Genomic DNA, 16,151 nt, shown 5'->3' on the forward strand with positions numbered 1-16,151 from the left:
CCGCTGTGCGGATAACAGCAGTGAAATGCATTCACGCTGCCGTGTCAAGAGTCGTCTTCCCCGACATCCCCTCGCTGCGTTTCAGCAGTGGATGCGGTATGAATTACTGAACGGACGACCGACCGCAGGAGATCTATGCGCGACACGAGCACCCCGGAGTTCATCGAGGCGATCGCCCGCGGGCTCGACGTGATCACGGCCTTCGGCAGCACCGGGCAGGCGCAGACGCTCAGCGAGCTCTCCGCCGCCACCGGGCTCGCCCGCCCCACGGTGCGGCGCATCCTGATCACCCTCGCCGAGCTCGGGTACGTGCGCAGTGATGGCGGCAGCTTCTCGCTCACGCCCCGGGTGCTCGACCTGGGCATGGCCTACGTGTCGGCCTCGAACCTCTGGGAGATCGCCCGCCCGCACCTCACCGAGCTCAGCCGTGCCACCGGCGAGTCGTGCTCGCTGGCGCAGCTCGACGGCAGCGACATCGTGTACGTGGCGCGCGTGGCGGTGCCCAAGCTCGTCGCCCTGTCGGTGTCGATCGGCACCCGGTTCCCCGCCGTGGCCACGTCGCTGGGCAAGGTGCTGCTCGCGGCGCTCGACCGGGAGTCGCTCGAGCGGGTGCTCGAGCACCCGTCGCGCTCGGGTGTGGTGCCGGCCTGGCAGCCGGGCGTCGACGAGCTCGACAGCGCGCTCCGCGAGGTGCGGGCCGCGGGCTGGGCCCTCACCGACCAGCAGCTGGCCCCCGCCATCCGCTCGGTCGCCGCCCCGGTCCGCGACGGCGCGGGCCGGGTGGTCGCCGCGGTGAACGTGAACGTGCACGCCGCCGAGACCAGCGTGGAGACGCTCGTCGAGGGGCACCTGCCGAGGCTGCTCACCACGGCTGCCGCCATCAGCGCCGACTGGGCGCGGTGGGAGAGCCGGCCGCTCGCGGAGGTCGTGCGATGAGCGGGGCGGATGCTCGTGCGCGGCTGCTCGTCGTGATCGCCAGCACGCGTCCCGGCCGGGTGGGCGGCGCCGTGGGGGAGTGGGTGGTCCAGGCCGCCCGCGCCTCGGCTGCGTTCGAGGTGGAGGTGGCCGATCTCGCGGAGCTCGGCCTGCCCCTGCTCGACGAGCCGGCGCATCCGCGTCTTCGCGACTACCGGCACGACCACACGCACCGCTGGAGCGCCCAGGTCGACCGGGCCGACGGCTTCGTGTTCGTGATGCCGGAGTACAACCACAGCTACACGGCGCCGCTGAAGAACGCGCTCGACTACCTCGTGCACGAGTGGGCGGGCAAGCCCGTGGGCCTCGTGAGCTACGGCGGGCTCTCGGGCGGAACCCGGGCGGTCGTGGCGCTGCAGCCTGTGCTCGCGAACCTGCAGCTGCGCGGCGTCGCCGCGAACGTCGAGATCGCGTGGGTGGCCGAACACCTCGACGAGGGCCGCTTCGCGCCCTCGGAGCGCCACGACCGGGCCCTCGCCGCGCTCGTGGCCGAGCTCGCCACCCTGCTCTAGCCTCGCCGAGTTGCGCCGAACCCGGGGCGGGGTCAGCCCGCCAGGGCGGCGTCGACGATCTGCTTGGCCTCGGCCTGCACGCGGCGCAGGTGATCCTCGCCCACGAAGCTCTCGGCGTAGATCTTGTACACGTCCTCGGTGCCCGACGGGCGAGCCGCGAACCAGGCGTTGTCGGTCACCACCTTCACGCCGCCCACCGCCGCGCCGTTGCCCGGAGCATGTGAGAGCTTGGCGATGATCGGGTCTCCGGCCAGCTCGGTGGCCGTGATGGCGTCGCCGTCGAGCTTGGCGAGGGCCGCCTTCTGCGTCTTGGTGGCCGCCGCGTCGACGCGCTCGTACACGGGCGACCCGAACTCCGCGGTGAGCTCCGCGTAGAGCCGCGACGGCGTCTTGCCGGTCACGGCGAGGATCTCGGAGGCCAGCAGTGCGAGCAGGATGCCGTCCTTGTCGGTGGTCCACACGGTGCCGTCGAAGCGCAGGAACGACGCTCCCGCCGACTCCTCGCCGCCGAACGCCACCGAGCCGTCGATCAGGCCCGGCACGAACCACTTGAAGCCCACCGGTACCTCCCACAGGGTGCGGCCGAGCGCGCCGGCCACCCGGTCGATCATCGAGCTCGACACGAGGGTCTTGCCGATCGCGGCATCCGGCTGCCAGCCCTCGCGCCGCGAGTACAGGTACTGGATGGCGACGGCCAGGTAGTGGTTCGGGTTCATGATGCCGGCGTCGGGGGTGACCACGCCGTGACGGTCGGCATCCGCGTCGTTGCCGGTGGCGATGTCGTACTGGTCGCGCCTCGCCACGAGCGAGGCCATGGCGTACGGGCTCGAGCAGTCCATCCGGATCTTGCCGTCCCAGTCGAGCGTCATGAACGCCCACTGCGGGTCGACGGTCTCGTTCACCACCTCGAGGTTCAGCGAGTAGCGGTCGCGGATGAGCTCCCAGTACTCCACGCTCGCCCCGCCCAGCGGATCGGCGCCGATGTGGATGCCCGACTTCTGGATGGCGTCGAGGTCGATCACGTTCACCAGGTCGGCGACGTAGTGCTCCCGGAAGTCGTAGGTTCCGGATGGCGCGCCTTCGCCGCGCGCGACCCTCTTCACGTCCACGAGTCCGCCGGCGATGAGCTCGTTGGCGCGGTCGGCGATCCACCCGGTGGCGTCGGAATCGGCCGGGCCGCCGTGCGGCGGGTTGTACTTGAAGCCGCCGTCGGAGGGCGGGTTGTGGCTCGGGGTCACCACGATGCCGTCGGCCTGGTCGTCGTGGCCGGCCTTGTTGTAGGCCAGGATGGCGTGCGACACCGCGGGGGTCGGCGTCCAGCTGCCGCGTGAGTCGGTCCACACCGTGACGCCGTTGGCGTCGAGCACCTCGAGGGCGGTGTCCTCCGCGGGCTTGGAGAGGCCGTGGGTGTCGCGGCCCATGAACAGCGGGCCGGTGATGCCCTGAGCGGCCCGGTACTCCACGATGGCCTGGGTGATGGCCGCGATGTGGTCTTCGTTGAAGGCCGTGTTGAAGCTCGAGCCGCGGTGGCCGCTGGTGCCGAACGCCACTTTCTGCTCGGGGTCGTTCACGTCGGGATGGAGGTCGTAGTAGGCCGCCACCAGGGCGTCCACGTCGATCAGGTCTTCGGGAAGGGCGACTGTGCCTGCACGCTCGAACATGCCCCAAGTCTGGCACCGCCCGGGCAGCCGTGCCATCCGGCCTCGCTAGGCTCGGGGCATGGCACAGACGTACAGCTACCTCGGGCCCTCCGGCACCTTCACCGAGGCCGCCCTCAGCCAGGTCCCCGAAGCGCAGGGGCAGGAGTGGCGCTCGGTGAACAACGTGGGCGAGGCCTTCGACGACGTCGTCTCGGGCCGCAGCGTCGCCGCCATGATCGCCATCGAGAACTCCATCGAGGGGGGCGTGACCTCCACGCTCGACGCCCTCGCGAACATCCCGAACCTGCGCATCGTGGGCGAGTACCTCGTGCGGGTGCAGTTCGTGCTCGTGGCCCGGCCCGGCACCCGACTCGAGGATGTGCGGGTCGTCAACGCGCATCCGGTCGCCTACGCGCAGACCCGCAGCTGGCTTGACGCGAACCTGCCCACCCACGGCCACATCCCGTCGACGTCGAACGTGGCCTCGGCGCTCGCCCTGTTCGAGAACGATCTCGCGGATGCCGCGGTGGCACCTCCCCAGATCGTGCAGCACCACGAACTCGAGGTGCTGGCCGAGAACATCGCCGACAACGCCAACGCGGTCACCCGGTTCGTGCTCGTGTCGCGCAGCACCGCCCTGCCGGCCGCCACGGGTGCCGACAAGACGAGCATCATCGCCGAGCTGCCGGAGGACCGTTCGGGCGCTCTGCTCGAACTGCTCGAGCAGTTCTCGACCCGCGGGGTCAACCTCTCCCTGCTGCAGTCGCGGCCCATCGGCGACGCCCTCGGCCGCTACCGCTTCGTGATCGACGCCGACGGACACATCACCGACGAGCGGGTGGCGGATGCGCTGCTGGGCGTGCGCCGGTTCAGCCCGAACATCGTCTTCCTCGGTTCGTACCCGCGGGCCGACCGCGCGCCGGTGCAGTACGTCGACCGCTACGACGACGGCGTGTTCATCGAGGCGCGCGACTGGCTCAGGGGTTTGATCGCCGGCGCGCTGGAGCTCTGAGCGACGATCCTGTGGATCGGCGCCGCGACGCCGGCGCCGAGCGAGCTGTGCTCGCTCGGGTCACCTCGACTCAGACCCGACCGGCCAGCCGCTGCACCGCCGCCGTCGGGATGCCGACCCAGTCGGGCCGGTTGCGGGTCTCGTAGCTCACCTCGTAGAGCGCCTTGTCGAGCTCGAACGCGTCGAGCAGCACCCGCTGCTGCCGCAGGTCGAGCCCCGAGCGCGAGACGTAACCGTCGATGAAGGCGTCGCGCGCCTCGACGGCCCAGGCCCGAGCCGCCTCGGCGTGCGAGGACTGCGCGAGCGAGCCCGCCACGTAGTCGAAGGAGCGCAGCATGCCGGCCACGTCGCGGAGCGTCGCATCCGGTTCGGTGCGCTCGGCCAGCGGCCGCAGCGGCTCGCCCTCGAAGTCGAGCAGCACCCACCCGCGCCCGGGCACGGCGAGCACCTGGCCGAGGTGGTAGTCGCCGTGGATGCGCTGCAGCGGCGGCCACTCGGCGCCCTCGGCCGCGCGGAAGACCGCCTCGATGGCCTCGGCTTCGCCCGTGAGCGCCGGCACCTCGGCGATGGCCTGCGCGGCACGTGACCGGAAGCTCGCCGTGATGGTGGCCACCACCTCGGGTGTGGCCTCGCGCACGGGGAACAGCCGGGCCAGCTCGGTGTGCACCTGCGCCGTGGCCTCGCCGAGCGCCTTGCCCAGCGCCTCGAACGACTCGCCCTGCTCGGCGGCGCGCAGGGCCACGCGCCAGGCGTCCTCCACCTCGGGGATGAACTCCTGCGCGAAGGCCAGGTGCCCGGATGCCCGCCCGCCGTCGACGCGCGGGTCGCACCACGTTCCCGACACCGACCCCACGGCGCGGGGAACCAGTCGCGAACCCGCGTCGCTGAGGGCCGACTGCACCGTCACATCCGGGTTCAGGCCGTCGCTCAGCGCGCGGAACAGCTTGCAGATCACCGGGCCGGCGGGCTTGCCGTTGAGGTGCACGAGGTCGTAGATGATCGACGTGTTCGACTGCTCGCCTCGCAGCACGTGCGAGTCGGTCACCCGGATCTCGGGGCTCGTGAGCGCGTGATGCCCCTCCGCCACGGTGCCCTCGGGCGACGCGGGGCCCGCCTCGAGCTCGTCGTCGAGCATGAGGCCGAGGAGCGCCCGGCTGAACGCGGGGTCGTGCGGTCCGTCGTAGACGTAGACCGGGCCGCCGTCGCCCTCGATCTTCTCGATCAGGTGCCGCTCGCCGCCGAGCAGCGGCGACGACCGGAACGACAGCGGCACCTGGTAGAGCACCTTCTCGGGCCCTGACTCGTCGAGCAGGAGGTGGGTCTCCAGGCCCACCTGATGCTTGTGGTCGATCAGCGACCACACGCCCACGCGGGTCAGCGCGGGGCTGGCGTCGGAGGCGGCGTACCAGCGCTGTTCGCGGATCCACGCGGTCAGTTCCGGTCGTACCTCGGTGTACACGGGCAGGCTCACGGTGGGCACGCTCATGCTTCGAACGTACGCCGGGCCGCCGCGACCCGCCAGGGAACGGAGGTTACTCGGAGTCGGCGGCGAGGGCGGCTTTACCCGCCTTGACCTCGTTCACCCGGCGGTTCTCCTCGCGCACCGCGGCCTGCGTGGCGCGCTCGGCGATGAGCCACTCGGGCGGCGACTGCAGCAGGGTCTGGATCTCTGCGGTGGTCAGCGCATCCGTCACCTCGGCCCGGGCGAGGCCCGAGATCGAGACGCCGAGCTTGCGCGCCATCACCTCGCGCGGGTGCGGGCCGTTCAGGCGCAGCTCGACGAGCCACTCGGGCGGCGACTCGAGCAGGGCGTTCAGCGCCTCGCGGGTGACGGGCTGCTCCTGGAACTCGGCGGGGGCGGCCGGCAGGTAGATGCCGAGCTTCTTCGCAGCCGTCGCGGGCTTCATGGTCTGCGGTGTCTTCGCGGGGCTCATCCGCACAGCGTATCCTGGGCAGGCCGATCGAGAGGGGGCGCCGTGGGGCTTCGCGTCGCGTTCGTGCCGGGTGTCACGCCGTCGAAGTGGTTCCGCGTCTGGTCGGAACGGTTCCCGGGCACGCCCCTCGAGGCCATCGCGCTCGACTCCGTCGCGCTGGGTTCGGCCGACCCGCTGACGGTGCTCTTCGAGGCGGTTCCGGATGCCGGGCGCTCCGCCGCCCGGGCGTCTTCGGGTGTGGCCGACGACGCGGCTGCCGAGGCATCCGCCGAACCGCTGCCCGCCGACGCGGTCATCGCGCGGCTGCCGATCGTCACCGAGGGCGTGCACGCCATCCCGCTCTACGACGAGCTGCCCGTGGTGGTGGTGCCGCGCGATCACGAGATCACAGCCGTCGACGAGATCTCGCTCGACGAGCTCACCGCCCTGCTGGGCGACCGGATGCACGCGGTCGCCGCAACCCCCACCGGCGGCCCCGAGGCGGTCGAGCTGGTGGCCGCGGGGGTGGGCGCCGTGCTGCTGCCGAAGTCGCTCGCCCGCCTGTGGAGCCGCCGCGACGTGGATTCCCGCCCGGTCACGGGTGCCCCCACCACCACGGTCGCGCTCGTCTGGCGGGCCGACCTCGCTCCCGACCGCGCGGCCCTGGTGGAGGAGTTCGTGGGCGTCGTGCGCGGACGCACGGCCAACAGCTCCCGCCCCGCCGCCGCCACCGACGAGCCCGCCCCCAAGCAGAAGCGCACGGCCAAGGCGAAGGCCCGGGCCGCCGAGGCGCGGGCGGCCGAGGCCCGCGCGGCGGCGGCCTCCCGCCCCAAGCGGGCGGCGGCCCCGGGCCGCACCCGCCCCCGCCGCCCCCGCTGACCCCCTCGCCGAGTTGCGCCAAAACGCCCCTCGCGAGCCCGCGAGAGGGCGTTTTGGCGCAACTCGGCTACGGGGCGGCGAGACCCCGGGCAGGGGCGTGCCCGGGGCGCACGGGCGTGGTGAGAGGCACGCGCACGAGCAGCGCGCCCGCATCCACCCAGCTGTGCACCGCCCGGGCCCTGCCCCACTCGTCGCCGTCGAGCTGGATCTCCTCCTCGGTCTCGAGCCGCAGCTCGAAGTCGCGGCCCTTGGAGTAGGTGACCGAGCGCACGTCGTGGTTGAGGTCGATGATGCGGCGGCCGGCCGCCGACTTTCGCAGCACGCCGTTCTCGAAGGCGATCTTGTTCCACACCTTGAGCCACCCGAACGGCCCCTCCGGCCGCAGGGCCACGATGTCGAGCAGGCCGTCGTCGGGCCGCGCGGCCGGGATGAGCATCAGTCCGCCGGGCAGCAGCCCGCAGTTGCCCACGATCACCGTGTGCGCGGAGGTCGACCGCCAGGCCGAGCCGTCGAGCCGGAACCGCAGCCGCACCGGCTTCAGCTCGGGCAGCGCGCGACCGATGCCGTCGACGTAGGCGAGCCATCCCACCCGCCGCTTGAGCGTCTTGTTGGTCTTGGCGATCATCTTGGCGTCGAGGCCCAGCCCCGCCATCACCAGGAAGACGTGCTGCTCCCGCGTGCCGTCGCCCCGGGTCACGTCGATGACGCCCAGGTCGATCGCGCGGTCGCGCCCGGTGAGGGCGGTGGTCACCGCGCGCTCGACGTTGGTGAGGGTCAGCTCGAGATTGCGGGCCAGCAGGTTGCCGGTTCCCACCGGCAGCAGTCCGAGAGGCACTCCGGTGCTCCGCAGCGCCTCCGCCACCGCGCGCACGGTGCCGTCGCCGCCGGCGGCCATCACCACCGAGACGCCCTGCTCCACGGCGGCGCGGGTCACGAGTCCGCCCGAGTCCTCCGGGGTGGTCTCGAACCAGAGCGTCTCGCCCCAGCCGGCCGCCTTCTCGGCGGCCTCGACCACGCCGCGCAGCTTCGACGCGTCGACCTTGATGGGGTTGACCACCATCGCCGCTCGCGGTGGAGTCTGCGCTCCCGCATCTCGTGCCACGGATTCACCGTACCGTCTCACCGCCCGCGAGCCCGTGCGGTACCCCGCACGTAGACTGGATGCCGTGATCGATCCCGTTCTCTTGCGTGAAGCCCCCGATGTCGTCCGAGCCTCGCAGCGTGCGCGGGGGGCATCCGTCGACCTGGTCGACACCGTGCTCGCCGCCGACACCGAACGCCGCGCGGCACTCACCGAGTTCGAGAACCTGCGGGCCGAGCAGAACGCCTTCGGCAAGACGGTGGCGGCGGCCCCCAAAGACGAGAAGAAGGCCCTCGTGGCCCAGGCCCAGGAGCTCTCCGCGTCGGTGAAGGCCGCGCAGCAACGGGCGACGGATGCGGAGGCTGCGTTCACCGCATCGGCCCGCCGCATCCAGAACATCGTCGTCGAGGGCGTGCCGGAGGGCGGCGAGGAGAACTTCGTCACGCTCCGCGAAGTGGGCACGAAGCCCGAGTTCGACTTCGAGGCCCGCGACCACGTGGAGCTCGGCGAGTCGCTGAAGCTGTTCGACCTCGCGCGCGGCGCCAAGGTCTCCGGCGCGCGCTTCTACTTCCTCACCGGCATCGGGGCACGGCTCGAGATCGCGCTGATGAACCTGGCCCTCGACCGTGCGCTCGCCGCCGGCTTCACGCCGCTGATCACGCCCACGCTGGTGCGGCCCGAGACCATGGACGGCACGGGCTTCCTCGGCGAGCACGCCGACGAGGTGTACTACCTGCCGGCGGATGAGCTGTTCCTCACCGGCACGAGCGAGGTGGCGCTCGCCGGGTTCCACATGGGGGAGATCCTCGAGCTCGACCCCACGAAGCCCGAGGAGCCGGGGCTGCGGTACGCCGGCTGGTCGACCTGCTACCGGCGTGAGGCGGGCTCGCACGGCAAGGACACCCGCGGCATCCTGCGCGTGCACCAGTTCAACAAGCTCGAGATGTTCAGCTACGTGCTGCCCGAGAACGCCGAGGCCGAGCACGAGGCGCTGCTGTCGTACCAGGAGGGCATGCTCACCGACCTCGGGCTGTCGTACCGCGTGATCGACGTGGCGGCGGGCGACCTCGGTTCCAGTGCCGCGCGCAAGTTCGACACCGAGGCGTGGATCCCCTCGCAGCAGACCTACCGCGAGCTCACCTCCACCTCGAACTGCACCACCTACCAGGCGCGACGCCTCGACACCCGGTACCGCACCGAGTCGGGCAAGACGGCGCCGGTGGCGACGCTGAACGGCACGCTGGCCACCACGCGCTGGATCGTGGCGCTGCTCGAGACGCACCAGCAGGCCGACGGGTCGGTAGTGGTGCCCGAGGTGCTGCGGCCGTACCTGGGTGGGCTGTCGCTGATCGAGGCGCCGTGAGCGGCGAGGTGACGGACGACGTGACCCGGGCCGCGGACGTGACGGCCGCAGCCGCATCGGCCGACCGCTGGCTGGTCGCGCTCGACATCGACGGCACGGTGCTGCACGAAGACGGCTCGCTGAGCGAGATCGTGGGCGCCGAGGTGCGCCGCGCGGTCGCCGACGGCCACGAGGTGATGCTCGCGACGGGCCGTTCCTCGGTGCACACGCTGCCCGTGGTGGCGCAGCTCGACATCGCACCCGAGTACCTCGTGTGCGCGAACGGTGCGGTCACGCTCAAGCGCGACCCGTCGGCGCCACTGGGCTATCGACAGGAACACGTGGAGGTGTTCGATCCGGGGCCGGTGCTCACCACCATCCGGTCACACCTGGCCGAGGCCGTGTTCGCCGTGGAAGACGACGCCGGCAACTTCATGTACACCGACGCGTTCCCCCAGGCGGCGCTCGGCGAGCAGACCCGCAAGGTCGACTTCGACGAGATGCTGGGCATCCAGGCCACCCGTGTGGTGGTGGTGTCGCCCGATCACGACATGGAGGACTTCCTCGCGGTGGTCGACCGCATGGGCCTGCACCGTGTGTCGTACTCGATCGGCTGGACGGCCTGGCTCGACATCGCGCCCGACGGCGTGAACAAGGCCACGGGGCTCGAGCGCGTGCGCGCGGCCCTCGACATCCCGCGTTCGCGCGTGATGGCGATCGGCGACGGGCGCAACGACCTCGACATGTTCCACTGGGCCGGTGAATCCGGTCGCGCGGTGGCGATGGGTCAAGCGCCCGACGACGTGATCGCGGCCGCGACCGAGACCACCGCGTCGGTCTACGACGACGGAGTGGCGCAGGCGCTCGCGACCCTCTGAGGCGCGCCGCCCGCGACCCGGAGGCGCGCAGCCGCGGGGCCCGGATGCGCGCCGCCGTGCTCGCAGCACGCTTCAGACAGCGGCGCGGTAAGCTCGTGGCTGGTCGCCCGCGATACGTCGCCGGGTGATCGGGAGGGCTGTCCGAGCGGCCGATGGAGCCAGTCTTGAAAACTGGTGAGGTGTTAAAGCCTTCGCGAGTTCGAATCTCGCGCCCTCCGCCACGCAAGCCGTGCATCCGGAATCCCGAGGAGACGCGATGACCGACGACGATCGAAACCCCTCAGCCGGCCCGCGCCGGGCGGTGGTGCTGGGCGGCGGCGGCGTCGCCGGCATCGCCTGGGAGACCGGGCTCGTGTCGGGCCTGCTGGGGCACGGCATCGACCTGCGGGCGGCCGACGTGGTGGTGGGCACCTCGGCGGGATCGGTGGTGGCCGTCGGGCTGCGCGCCGGCTCGCTGGACGCGGCCTACGCAGCAGTGGTGGCCGACCCGACCCCGGCCGAGGCGAAGGCGGAGGCCGCGGCGGAGAGCGACCGCGACCTCTCCCGCACGATGAAGGCCATCATGGCCGGCTTCGCCAGCACCGAGGGCGAGGCCGCGGCCCGGCGCACGATCGGCGAGCTGGCGCTCGAGGACTACCAGCGCTCCGACGACAAGCAGAGCCTCGCCAGGATGCGCCCCCTGCTGCCCGGCGACGACTGGCCGGAGGGCGAGATCCGCATCACCGCGGTCGACGCCGAGACCGGGCACTTCACCGTGTTCGACCGCGACTCCGACGTGGAGCTCGTGCGCGCCGTCGCCGCGAGCTGCGCTGTCCCCGGCGTCTTCAAGCCCGTCACGATCGACGGCCACCCCTACATGGACGGCGGGATGCGCTCGGCCACCAACGCCGACGTCGCGGCCGACTGCGAGGCCATCCTCGTGGTCGCCTGCTCGCCGGAGGCGCCGATGAGTGGACTCGGCCCGACGCTGCCGGGCACCATCGACACCCTGCGCGGCCGCAGCGAGGTGTTCGTGGTGCAGGCCGACGACGAGAGCACGGCGGCCTTCGGCCCGAATCCGCTGCTCAGCAGCTCCCGGCGCGCGTCGGCCGAGGCGGGCCGACGTCAGGCCGACCTGGTGGCCGAGGCGGTGCGCGCCTTCTGGCGCTGAGTTTGGTACTTTCCATTCTGGAAAGTTAATGCGATGATGGCATGAACAAGCCGAGGAGGCCCTCATGACCGACACCGAACTCACCCCCCACGCCGCCCGCGAGCTGATCGACGTGGCGTCCACCGCCGGCGACCGCGGGGATTCCCTGGCCGGGCGTGCCTGGCTGGCCCCCGCGATGAGCGTGTTCCTGGGCGCGCTGATGGCGGCGTTCCTGCTCGCGGCGATCTACCTCTTCCCCACCGCCACCGGCCTGCAGGCGGCGGCCATCTCCGGCGGCTATGCCGCCGGCATCCTGATCGTCGTCACCGCCTACAACCTCGGCCGCAAGGTCGTCACCCGCGGTTGGCTGGCGCGCTACCGCCGCGGGGTGGCGTATTCGAGCGGAGTGTTCTTCGTGGCGCTGGCACTGTCGTTCCTGGTCGAGGAGCGGTCGCTGCTGCTCTGGGTGCCGCTCGCCGTGATCACCGCGTTGCCCGTCGCCGTGCTCGGCACCCGCCGGGATGCACGGTGACCGCCGAGCGGGTGCACCCCCGTCACCGGGTCGACGAGCTGCTCTCGGCGCCCATCCGGCTGAGCATCGTGGCGGCACTGAGCCGGGCCGACGAGATCGAGTTCAAGGTGCTGCGCGACGGCATCGAGATCTCGGACTCGGCGCTCAGCAAGCAGGTCGGCCAGCTCGAGGCCGCCGACTACGTGCTGGTGCGCAAGGGCTACTTCGGCAAGCGGCCGCGCACATGGCTGTCGATCACGCCCGAGGGGCGGGGGGCGCTGAAGCGGCACCTCGCGGCCCTCGAGGCGATCGTGGCAGGCGACGAGCGTTAGCCTGGTCGGCATGAACGACGTCGTCTCCCTGCCCTGGTCGGCCGGCCGCTGGACCACCGCCCCCACCGCCACCGAGGAGCGCGACGGCGACCTGCTCGTCACCGCCGTCGAGGGCAGCGACGCCTGGCGCCACACCTCCTACGGTTTCGTGCACGACACCGAGCACGCCCTGCTCGCCCCGTTCGCCGTGGGCACCGCGGTGGAAGTGGAGTTCACGGCCGGGTTCGCCGCTCAGTTCGACCAGGCGGGCGTGTTCGTGCGCGCATCCGAGGAGACGTGGGTGAAGGCGGGCGTCGAGTTCGCCGACGGCCAGCTGCAGCTCGGGGCGGTGGTGACGGATGGCCGGTCGGACTGGTCGGTCGCCCCGGTGCCCGGCTGGCTCGGTTCGCGCGTGCTGATCCGCGTGAGCCGGGGCGACGACGCGCTCACGGTGCGGGCCGCCGTCGACGGCGGGGCGTTGCACCTCGTGCGCCTGCTGCCCTTCGCCGGAGACCTCGAGGCGGAGGCGGGCCCGCTCGTCTGCGCGCCCTCCCGGGCCGACCTCACCGTCGCCTTCCACGCCTGGCGCACGACCCCCGCCGACACCGCACTGCACTGACGGTGGCCCGCTGAGTCGCGCCTGAGTGCGACATCACGGCGCGACTCAGCCGCAGCGCGGCCGGAGGGGCGGGGCCGGGGATGTGCCAGACTTCTGCCGATGGGGAAATCGCTGATCACCACGCAGACACCGTTCGCTCGCCACGGCCGCCAGCGCACACCGCACCCGCTGAGGGCCGTCGCGACCACGGTCGTCGCCGTCGCAGCCGTGCTCGGAGTGAGCGGCGTCTCGCTCGCGGCCTACGCCACCTGGGACGTGACGAGCTCCATCCAGACCGTCTCGCTCGTCTCCGACGACCAGGCCCTGCAGGCGCAGGCCGCCGGAGCCGCCGCTCCGCCCGAGCTCTCGGCCATCGACGGCGGTGTGAACCTGCTGCTCGTGGGCAGCGACAGCCGCACCGGCCAGGGTGACGCCTACGGCGACGACGAGGGCGGCGAGCTCAACGACGTCACCATGCTCATGCACATCGCCGAAGACCACAGCAACGCCACGGTCGTGAGCTTTCCCCGCGACCTCGTCGTCGACATCCCCGAGTGCCCCGACGGCGGCGGCTACACCGCTCCCATCAACGAGTCGCTCTCGATGGGCGGCCTGGCCTGCACGGTGCTGACGGTCGAGAGCCTCACCGGGTTGAGCATCCCGTTCGCCGCGCAGATCCAGTTCAACGGCGTGATCGAGATGTCGAACGCCGTGGGCGGGGTGCCGGTGTGCGTGGCCGAGGTGATCGACGACCCGTTCACGGGCGTCTACCTCGAGCCCGGCACCCACCCGCTGATGGGGGCGGATGCGCTCGGCTTCCTGCGCACCCGGCACGGCGTCGGCGACGGCAGCGACATCGGCCGCATCTCCTCGCAGCAGGTGTTCCTCTCGTCGCTCGTGCGCACCATCAAGTCCGACTCCACGCTCACCGACCCGGGCAAGCTCTACGGCCTCGCCAAAGCGGCGGCGAGCAACATGACGCTCTCACAGCGCCTCGCCTCGCCCGACACGATGGTGTCGATCGCCCTGGCGTTGAAGGACATGGACCTCTCGAAGGTCACCTTCGTGGCCTACCCGAACTTCTACGCCGACTGGGTGCCCGCGGGCAAGGTGGCGCCCGACGAGGAGGCGGCCGAGATCCTCTTCGCCGCCATCCTCGCCGACCAGCCGGTGGCCGTGGCGGCCCCGGGCGGCATCGCCTCGGTCGTCGACCCGAACGCGCCGGTCGCCCCCGATGCGCCCGTGAATCCGGATGTCGCGGCCCCCGCCGACACCGCAGCCCCCGTCGACCCCGACTCGCCCGCCACCGACGCTCCGGCGGCGCCCGAACCCGGATCCGTGCTCGCCGACGGCTCCACCCTGCTCCCCACCACCGTCAAGGGCCAGACCGCGGCCGACTACACCTGCTCGGTAGGCAACGAGTAGGCCCACGCGCGTGCCCCGCCCGACCGACGCTGACGCTCTCGCGGAGCCCGCCATCCTGTGGTCGGGCCCGGCTGCCGGGCCGGTGCTGCTGCTCGCGCACGGAGCGGGAGCCGCGATGGACTCGGACTGGATGAACACGGTCGCCGCCCTGCTCGCCGACCGCGGAGTGCGCCTGGCCCGCTTCGAGTTCGCCTACATGGCGGCGCGGCGCACCGGTTCGCGGAAGCCCCCGCCGAAGGCCGAGACGCTGATGGGGGAGTACCGCGCGGCGGTCGCGCGGGTGCGGTTCGAGCTCGCGACGGCCCCGGATGCGTCGCCCCGCCTGGTGATCGGCGGCAAGTCGATGGGCGGCCGGGTGGCGAGCCTCGTGGCCGACGACCTGCGCGACGCGGGTGAGGTGAGCGGGCTGGTGTGCCTCGGCTACCCGTTCCATCCGCCGGGCTCACCCGAGAAGCTGCGCACCGGGCACCTGCTCGCCCTGCGCACCCCGGCCTTGATCTGCCAGGGCGAGCGCGACCCGTTCGGCACCCGCGACGAGGTGGCGACGTACGGGCTGCCGTCGGGCATCCGGATGGTCTGGCTCGGCGACGGGGAGCACGAGTTCAAGCCGCGCGTGAAGGTGTCGGGCCGCACCCACGGCCAGAACCTCGCGGAGGCCGCAGACCTCGTGGCGAGGTTCGTGCGCGAGGTCGGTTATGATGGCGGAGGCGAAAGCCAAGGAGACGTCGCATAGTTCGGCCTAGTGCACCACCCTGCTAAGGTGGAGTACCCGTCAAGGGTACCGTGGGTTCAAATCCCACCGTCTCCGCACTGGATTTTTCACTCCGCATTGCGAACCGCTCGTAGATCCTTGTCGATACAGAGATCCCAAGGCGACCGATCTGGTTTCCGGTTCTACTCTGGCGGCATTCGGCCATCTAGCCCGATGGCTCCTTGCCCGGCTCGGTCGGCCGTTCCCGCAGCAGGAACGCTACACGCCGCTCGTCCAAACGGACTCATTCAGAGCGGCGACAGGTGGTGCATCACATCGCGAGTTTTGCACTAGTTTTGCCGAACCCTTCACTGTGTAGGGTGTTGCAAAACTTCAGATAAACTCGGGCATCATTCGGGACGGTCGCGCACCCCACGAGTCGCTTTCGCGGGACCAGCTACCCCTCGACGGGCTAGACGACAACTGACCTGGCTTGGCGCCCTATCCTGTCTAGCGCCACAGCATCCGCAATGCGTTTTGGCGTGAGCCTCGGCTGGGCGAGCGCCGGGTCGCAGCCGATCGAGCAGGAACGGATAAGCGCCGGCGGGCGCGGATCGGTAGCGTGGCCGATGAGGCGGGCGCCGGGGGGTGCGCGCAGACAGGAGGCGACCATGGCCGCAGCATCGGGCGACAAGACGAGCGGGTTCAGCGCCGAGGAGCGCGCCGCCATGAAGGAGCGGGCGGCCGAGCTGCGCGCGGAGAAGTCGCGCAGCAAGGCGGCCGACAAGGCCGCGGCCGAGGCGCAGGACACGCTCGACGCGATCGCGGCGATGGAGGACGACGACCGTGTCATCGCCGAGCGGTTGCACGCCATCGTGCTGCGGGAGGTTCCCGAACTCGCACCACGGCTCTGGTACGGGATGCCGGCCTACGCCAAAGCAGGCAAGGTGGTGTTCTTCTTCCAGGCCGGCAAGAAGTTCTCGACCCGGTACGCCACGCTCGGGTTCAGCGACCCGGCCGCACTCGACGACGGCGCCATGTGGCCCACCGCCTACGCGCTCACCGCCATCGGCGACGCCGAGGAGAAGGCCATCGCCGCCCTCGTGAAGCGCGCCGTGAGCTGACCCGGCCCAGGGGGGGGGGGGGGGGGGGGGGGGGGGGGGGGGGGGGGGGGGGGGGGGGGGGGGGGGGGGGGGGGGGGGGGGGGGGGGGGGGGGGGGGGGGGGGGGGGGGGGGGGGGGGGGGGGAGGGGGG

Annotated in this window: 17 protein-coding genes and 2 tRNA genes; 15 read left to right on the forward strand and 4 right to left on the reverse strand. The window is 71.8% G+C overall.

What is annotated here, in order from left to right:
* The first annotated feature begins 135 nt into the window (after nt 1-135).
* Nucleotides 136-936, forward strand: coding sequence for an IclR family transcriptional regulator domain-containing protein (locus ACEXOR_RS00760; RefSeq protein WP_374847439.1), 801 nt, complete (start codon nt 136-138; stop codon nt 934-936).
* Complete coding sequence (locus ACEXOR_RS00765; protein WP_374847440.1) at nt 933-1,487, forward strand: NADPH-dependent FMN reductase; 555 nt, start codon at nt 933-935, stop codon at nt 1,485-1,487. The genes ACEXOR_RS00760 and ACEXOR_RS00765 overlap by 4 nt, the downstream gene beginning before the upstream one ends.
* A gap of 32 nt (nt 1,488-1,519) precedes the next feature.
* Here the strand turns inward: ACEXOR_RS00765 and pgm are convergent, their stop codons facing one another.
* On the reverse strand, nt 1,520-3,148 hold the full coding sequence (gene pgm / locus ACEXOR_RS00770; RefSeq protein WP_374847441.1) for a phosphoglucomutase (alpha-D-glucose-1,6-bisphosphate-dependent): 1,629 nt from the start codon (nt 3,146-3,148) through the stop codon (nt 1,520-1,522).
* 58 nt (nt 3,149-3,206) lie between these two features.
* Between pgm and pheA the strand changes: the two genes are divergently transcribed.
* Nucleotides 3,207-4,139 carry a prephenate dehydratase gene (gene pheA / locus ACEXOR_RS00775; protein WP_374847442.1) on the forward strand — a complete coding sequence of 311 codons (933 nt, stop codon included), beginning with the start codon at nt 3,207-3,209 and terminating at the stop codon, nt 4,137-4,139.
* Nucleotides 4,140-4,209: 70 nt separating this feature from the next.
* On the opposite strand, the gene ACEXOR_RS00780 is transcribed toward pheA, so the two are convergent.
* Together ACEXOR_RS00780 and ACEXOR_RS00785 are read right to left on the reverse strand one after the other, a co-directional pair.
* Entirely contained in the window at nt 4,210-5,625 is a 1,416-nt protein-coding gene (locus ACEXOR_RS00780) for a maltokinase N-terminal cap-like domain-containing protein (RefSeq protein WP_374847444.1), read from the reverse strand.
* Between the two features lie 46 nt (nt 5,626-5,671).
* The gene (locus ACEXOR_RS00785; RefSeq protein WP_374847445.1) at nt 5,672-6,073 is read right to left on the reverse strand and encodes a DUF5997 family protein; all 402 of its coding nucleotides are present in this window, start codon (nt 6,071-6,073) and stop codon (nt 5,672-5,674) included.
* A gap of 42 nt (nt 6,074-6,115) precedes the next feature.
* On the opposite strand from ACEXOR_RS00785, the gene ACEXOR_RS00790 reads away from it, so the two are divergent.
* Nucleotides 6,116-6,931, forward strand: a complete 816-nt coding sequence (locus ACEXOR_RS00790; protein WP_374847447.1) for a type 2 periplasmic-binding domain-containing protein — start codon at nt 6,116-6,118, stop codon at nt 6,929-6,931.
* Nucleotides 6,932-6,998: 67 nt separating this feature from the next.
* On the opposite strand, the gene ACEXOR_RS00795 is transcribed toward ACEXOR_RS00790, so the two are convergent.
* Nucleotides 6,999-8,033 carry a diacylglycerol/lipid kinase family protein gene (locus ACEXOR_RS00795; RefSeq protein ID WP_374847448.1) on the reverse strand — a complete coding sequence of 345 codons (1,035 nt, stop codon included), beginning with the start codon at nt 8,031-8,033 and terminating at the stop codon, nt 6,999-7,001.
* Nucleotides 8,034-8,097: 64 nt separating this feature from the next.
* Between ACEXOR_RS00795 and serS the strand changes: the two genes are divergently transcribed.
* From serS to ACEXOR_RS00850, 11 genes are all read left to right on the forward strand, one after another.
* Nucleotides 8,098-9,375 carry a serine--tRNA ligase gene (serS, locus tag ACEXOR_RS00800; RefSeq protein WP_374847449.1) on the forward strand — a complete coding sequence of 426 codons (1,278 nt, stop codon included), beginning with the start codon at nt 8,098-8,100 and terminating at the stop codon, nt 9,373-9,375.
* A complete protein-coding gene (locus ACEXOR_RS00805; protein ID WP_374847450.1) occupies nt 9,372-10,232 on the forward strand; it encodes an HAD family hydrolase in 861 nt (286 codons plus the stop codon). Before serS ends, ACEXOR_RS00805 begins: the two co-directional genes overlap by 4 nt.
* A gap of 131 nt (nt 10,233-10,363) precedes the next feature.
* Nucleotides 10,364-10,453: transfer RNA gene (locus ACEXOR_RS00810), tRNA-Ser, on the forward strand.
* A gap of 35 nt (nt 10,454-10,488) precedes the next feature.
* Entirely contained in the window at nt 10,489-11,382 is an 894-nt protein-coding gene (locus ACEXOR_RS00815) for a patatin-like phospholipase family protein (protein ID WP_374847451.1), read from the forward strand.
* Nucleotides 11,383-11,446: 64 nt separating this feature from the next.
* Complete coding sequence (locus tag ACEXOR_RS00820) at nt 11,447-11,893, forward strand: hypothetical protein (RefSeq protein ID WP_374847452.1); 447 nt, start codon at nt 11,447-11,449, stop codon at nt 11,891-11,893.
* Nucleotides 11,890-12,204 (forward strand): winged helix-turn-helix domain-containing protein, encoded by a 315-nt coding sequence (locus ACEXOR_RS00825; RefSeq protein WP_374847453.1) that lies wholly within the window; start codon nt 11,890-11,892, stop codon nt 12,202-12,204. The genes ACEXOR_RS00820 and ACEXOR_RS00825 overlap by 4 nt, the downstream gene beginning before the upstream one ends.
* 10 nt (nt 12,205-12,214) lie before the next feature.
* Nucleotides 12,215-12,802 carry a DUF1349 domain-containing protein gene (locus ACEXOR_RS00830; RefSeq protein WP_374847454.1) on the forward strand — a complete coding sequence of 196 codons (588 nt, stop codon included), beginning with the start codon at nt 12,215-12,217 and terminating at the stop codon, nt 12,800-12,802.
* A gap of 99 nt (nt 12,803-12,901) precedes the next feature.
* Complete coding sequence (locus ACEXOR_RS00835; protein ID WP_374847455.1) at nt 12,902-14,206, forward strand: LCP family protein; 1,305 nt, start codon at nt 12,902-12,904, stop codon at nt 14,204-14,206.
* Between the two features lie 10 nt (nt 14,207-14,216).
* A complete protein-coding gene (locus ACEXOR_RS00840) occupies nt 14,217-14,939 on the forward strand; it encodes an alpha/beta family hydrolase (RefSeq protein WP_374847457.1) in 723 nt (240 codons plus the stop codon).
* Nucleotides 14,925-15,014: transfer RNA gene (locus tag ACEXOR_RS00845), tRNA-Ser, on the forward strand. The genes ACEXOR_RS00840 and ACEXOR_RS00845 overlap by 15 nt, the downstream gene beginning before the upstream one ends.
* A gap of 554 nt (nt 15,015-15,568) precedes the next feature.
* Complete coding sequence (locus ACEXOR_RS00850; RefSeq protein ID WP_374847458.1) at nt 15,569-16,021, forward strand: iron chaperone; 453 nt, start codon at nt 15,569-15,571, stop codon at nt 16,019-16,021.
* Nucleotides 16,022-16,151: the final 130 nt, after the last annotated feature.

This window comes from Herbiconiux liangxiaofengii, assembly GCF_041927335.1.
Lineage (GTDB): Bacteria > Actinomycetota > Actinomycetes > Actinomycetales > Microbacteriaceae > Herbiconiux > Herbiconiux liangxiaofengii.